At 43.3% G+C, this 3,319-nt stretch carries 3 protein-coding genes; all 3 read left to right on the forward strand.

Annotated features, from left to right (window positions below):
• Positions 1-466: single-stranded DNA-binding protein (locus DV63_RS14780; RefSeq protein WP_020982450.1), on the forward strand; the 466-nt coding region annotated here is incomplete at its 5' end.
• A 22-nt stretch (positions 467-488) separates the two neighbouring features.
• Complete coding sequence (gene rpsR / locus DV63_RS14785) at positions 489-746, forward strand: 30S ribosomal protein S18 (RefSeq protein WP_000440196.1); 258 nt, start codon at positions 489-491, stop codon at positions 744-746.
• A 301-nt stretch (positions 747-1,047) separates the two neighbouring features.
• Positions 1,048-3,282 (forward strand): Hop family adhesin BabA, encoded by a 2,235-nt coding sequence (babA, locus tag DV63_RS14795; protein ID WP_020982452.1) that lies wholly within the window; start codon positions 1,048-1,050, stop codon positions 3,280-3,282.
• The last annotated feature ends 37 nt before the right edge of the window (positions 3,283-3,319 follow it).

The raw sequence follows: 3,319 nt of genomic DNA on the forward strand, positions 1-3,319 counted from the left end.
GACAATAGGTTTAGCCACAAGCAGGCGTTTTAAAAAACAAGACGGCACGCCAGGCGAAGAGGTGTGCTTTATAGATGTGCGTTTGTTTGGGCGAACGGCTGAAATCGCTAACCAGTATTTGAGCAAGGGTTCAAGCGTTTTGATAGAAGGGCGTTTGACTTATGAGAGCTGGATGGATCAAACGGGCAAAAAAAATTCCCGCCACACTATCACAGCGGACTCGTTGCAATTTATGGATAAAAAGTCAGACAATCCCCAAGCAAACGCTATGCAAGATAGCATGATGCATGAAAATTCCAACAACGCTTATCCCGCTAATCATAACGCTCCCAGCCAAGATCCTTTTAACCAAGCCCCAAGTTATGCGCAAAACGCTTACGCTAAAGAGAATTTACAAGCACAGCCGTCCAAGTATCAAAACAGCGTGCCTGAAATCAATATTGATGAAGAAGAAATCCCCTTTTAAGGGTTAAAATTAAGGAGACATTATGGAAAGAAAACGCTATTCAAAACGCTATTGCAAATACACTGAAGCTAAAATCAGCTTTATTGACTATAAAGATTTAGACATGCTCAAGCACACGCTATCAGAGCGCTATAAAATCATGCCAAGGAGATTGACAGGCAATAGTAAAAAGTGGCAAGAAAGGGTGGAAGTAGCGATCAAAAGAGCCCGCCACATGGCTTTAATCCCCTATATTGTGGATAGGAAAAAAGTCGTGGATAGCCCTTTTAAACAGCACTAAATTTTTGGGCTAATGGGGGGCATGCCCCTTTTAATCTTATTTAATCTTGGCTTGGCTTTTGTTAAATGTTACATTATTTAAAAAGTGTTAAAAAGCGCTTTTTAAGACAAAATCAAAGAGCTTGATTTTAGTCAAGCGGTGGTTTTTAAACCCCACCCAAACACCACACAAACGAAACAAAAAACACCAAAAAGCACAAAAATTCTAAAATTTTCCCGAAATGACAAAAAAAAAAAAAAACGCTTTTACGCTATAATTCACCCCATGCATGTTCAATGCATCAAATTTCAAACCAATTTTAATGAAGGAGAAACGTCATGAAAAAAACCCTTTTACTCTCTCTCTCTCTCTCTCGTTTTTGCTCCACGCTGAAGACGACGGCTTTTACACAAGCGTAGGCTATCAGATCGGTGAAGCCGCTCAAATGGTAACAAACACCAAAGGCATCCAACAGCTTTCAGACAATTATGAAAAGCTGAACAATCTTTTGAATAATTACAGCACCCTAAACACCCTTATCAAATTGTCCGCTGATCCGAGCGCGATTAACGCAGTTCGTGAAAATCTGGGCGCGAGCGCGAAGAATTTGATCGGCGATAAAGCCAACTCCCCGGCGTATCAAGCCGTGCTTTTAGCGATCAACGCGGCGGTAGGGTTTTGGAATGTCGTGGGCTATGTTACGCAATGCGGGGGTAACGCCAATGGCCAAAAAAGCACCTCTTCAACCACCATCTTCAACAACGAGCCAGGGTATCGATCCACTTCCATCACTTGTTCTTTGAACGGGTATGTGCCTGGATACTACGGCCCTATGAGCATTGAGAATTTTAAAAAGCTTAACGAAGCCTATCAAATCCTCCAAACGGCTTTAAAACAAGGCTTACCAGCGCTCAAAGAAAACAACGGCAAGGTCAATGTAACCTACAGCTACACTTGCTCAGGGGTAGGGAATAATAACTGCTTCATAACTGGAGTGAAACAACAAAACGGATCCAAGATGGAAACCCAAACCATAGACGGCAAAAGCGTGATCACCACGATCAGTTCAAAAGTCGTTGATAGCGGAGTGCCTAGTAATACATCACATGTCTCCTACACCGAAATCACCAACCAATTGAACGGTGTGCCTGATAGCGCTCAAGCGCTCTTAGCGCAAGCGAGCACGCTCATTAACACCATCAACACGGCATGCCCGTTTTTCCGTGCTAATAATAGTAGTGCGCCTAACGCCCCAAAATTCACTACTACTACTGGGAAAATATGCGGCGCTTTTTCAGAAGAAATCAGCGCGATCCAAAAGATGATCACGGACGCGCAAGAGCTTGTCAATCAAACGAATGTCATCAACAGCCATGAACAATCCACTCCGGTAGGCAATAATAATGGCAAGCCTTTCAACCCTTTCACGGACGCCAGTTTTGCGCAAGGCATGCTCGCTAACGCTCAAGCGCAAGCCAAAATGCTCAATTTAGCTAATCAAGTGGGGCAAACCATTAACCCTAGCAATATTACCGGGAATCTTCAACATTTTGTTAAAGACTTTTTAGCCACATGCAACAACCCCTCAACAGCTGGCACTGGCGCCACACAAGGTTCAGCTCCAGGCACAGTGACCACTCAAACTTTCGCTTCCGGCTGTGCCTATGTGGAACAAACCATAACGAATTTAAACAACAGCATCGCTCACTTTGGCACTCAAGAGCAGCAAATACAGCAAGCAGAGAATATCGCTGACACTTTAGTGAATTTCAAATCCCGATACAATGAATTAGGGAATACTTATAACAGCATCACCACCGCGCTCTCAAAGGTCCCTAATGCGCAAAGCTTGCAAAATGTGGTGAGCCAAAAGAAAAATCCTTATAGCCCTCAAGGCATAGAAACCAATTACTACCTCAATCAAAATTCTTACAACCAGATCCAAACCATCAACCAAGAATTAGGGCGTAACCCCTTTAGGAAAATGGGCATCGTCAGTTCTCAAACCAACAACGGCGCGATGAATGGGATCGGTATTCAGGTGGGTTACAAGCAATTCTTTGGCCAAAAAAGAAAATGGGGCGCTAGGTATTACGGCTTTTTTGACTACAACCATGCGTTCATCAAATCCAGCTTCTTCAACTCGGCTTCTGACGTATGGACTTATGGTTTTGGAGCGGACGCGCTTTATAACTTCATCAACGATAAAGCCACCAATTTCTTAGGCAAAAACAACAAGCTTTCTGTGGGGCTTTTTGGCGGGATTGCGTTAGCGGGCACTTCATGGCTTAATTCTGAGTATGTGAATTTAGCCACCGTGAATAACGTCTATAACGCTAAAATGAATGTGGCGAATTTCCAATTCTTGTTCAACATGGGGGTGAGGATGAATTTAGCCAGATCTAAGAAAAAAGGCAGCGATCATGCGGCTCAGCATGGCATTGAGCTAGGCGTGAAAATCCCCACCATTAACACCAATTACTATTCTTTCATGGGGGCTGAACTCAAATACCGCAGGCTTTATAGCGTGTATTTGAATTACGTGTTCGCTTACTAAAGCTTTTGTAGAACTCCCTTTTTAGGGGGGTTTTTTT

The sequence above is a fragment of the Helicobacter pylori FD535 genome, assembly GCF_000296015.2.
GTDB lineage: Bacteria > Campylobacterota > Campylobacteria > Campylobacterales > Helicobacteraceae > Helicobacter > Helicobacter pylori_CT.

Bases quoted from the DNA above. Each gene is read 5' to 3' on its own strand.
- babA (WP_020982452.1), top strand. From the start codon at position 1,048: ATGAAGGAGAAACGTCATGAAAAAAACCCTTTTACTCTCTCTCTCTCT.
- rpsR (WP_000440196.1), top strand. From the start codon at position 489: ATGGAAAGAAAACGCTATTCAAAACGCTATTGCAAATACACTGAAGCT.